The sequence below is a fragment of the Mycobacterium neglectum genome (assembly GCF_002591975.1).
GTDB lineage: Bacteria > Actinomycetota > Actinomycetes > Mycobacteriales > Mycobacteriaceae > Mycobacterium > Mycobacterium neglectum.
The window spans coordinates 1-1,501 of the sequence record NZ_NVQE01000102.1 but is presented as its reverse complement, the minus strand read 5'-3'; the positions used below and the strand labels follow the sequence as shown (position 1 = coordinate 1,501).

Below are 1,501 nucleotides of genomic sequence, written 5' to 3'. Positions count from 1 at the left end.
CACCCCCGGACACCGCGCTCTTCCTCTTACTCTTCCGCTTCTTCTCCGGCACACACCCAGCCAACCAGACACCCCAATCACAGGCCGACAGCAGCTGACCGTTCTACACCCTCAATCATGAAGAGCCGGTTTTCTGATCGCGGCGTGCCCGGGCAGCTCTGTACTGCCAGATCGCCCGCCACGCTTTCGGATGCTCGACCGCCGTCCAGACCGGTTCGGCTTTGAGCTTGGTGTTGTTGACCACCGTGGACCCGCGACGCGAGGTGACAGTGTCGATGATCTGCCCATCGGTGAAAGCATTGCCGTGCCAGTGGAAGTGGCTGGCCAGATCCCCTGGGGCTTTGGTGGTACGCGAACCGACAATGAACGAAAACCCGGACCCATCAAGGGCTTTCAAATTAGTCCAGGACAACATGCCGGCGTCAGCGGCCACCACCATCGGCACCCCGGCCAAATCGTGGCGCTTCTGAAAGCCTTCCAGGATCGCCACGATCGTGGTGGTCTCGGCGGTGTTGCCTTCAAAGCAGCCGATCTCCAGCGGGAACCCGGTCCGGTCCACCAGCAACCCGACCACGATCTGTGGATCCACCCGGCGTTCTTTCGAATAGCCGACTTTGCGCAGGTCGTCTTCGTTCTCGGCCTCGAAGTACAGGGTGGTCACGTCGTAGAGCAGCAGACTCAACGTGCCCCGGTCACGGGAGTGCGCGAAACACTTCTTGGTGATCACATCCCGGTACCTGCCCGTGTTGATCGACTGCAAGTGTCGTTGAATGGTCCTGTAGGACACGGTATTTGCTCCCAGGTCGGTCAGGACCCGAAGAGAGTCGAGCTTGCTAGTCGGCTCGACGATCCGGGCGATCACCAAATCCCGAAACACCTCATCGGCGACGGCATCGAAACCCAGCCCGTCATAGGTGGCGCCGAGCGCCTCGTACAGCAGCCGCGAACTGGTGCCCGTTGTGCGCCCCGGACCGGCCGAGGCGCCTGTGGTCTCGGGCGGCGGCCTGAACAGCGTCGCGGTGCTCCCGTCGCAGACATCATGGATCGACTCGGTGCGCGCTGGTACCTCGAACTCGAGCTGGCTCTGATCACCGAGGGCGATCGCGCGGGCCTTCTCCAATAGAATGCCCAGCTCAGCATCGGTGTGAGCGGATCCGACATGGGCCAGGATCTCGCGGCGGCCACGCTGTTTTGCCACCACCTGCACCGCCACCGCACCCGAGGCGGTGCGCACCTTCCGCACGTACGCCACCACCAAAACCTACCCGCTTAGTGCCCCAATTAGTGCCCCCAGCATGGGGAAACGCCAGGTCAAACGAGTGCAACTCAGAAATCCCAGCGACAGTGTCCTAAGTCAGGTTTAAGTGGTCAGCCCGCCTGGCCTTCGAAGGTGGCGGTGACGCTGATGTTGCGAACGCTTTGGGTGTTGCTCAATCCGCCGGTGCCCGCGCCGAAGCCGAAAGAGGCGAAGTTCGAGCCGCCGAGGAATTGGGTAGCGATG

At 62.2% G+C, this 1,501-nt stretch carries 1 pseudogene; it reads right to left on the bottom strand.

The features are described from left to right. Positions 1-127 precede the first annotated feature (127 nt). A pseudogene (locus tag CSQ99_RS30545) lies at positions 128-1,252 on the bottom strand (IS1634 family transposase); the annotation flags it as partial. Between the last annotated feature and the right edge of the window lie 249 nt (positions 1,253-1,501).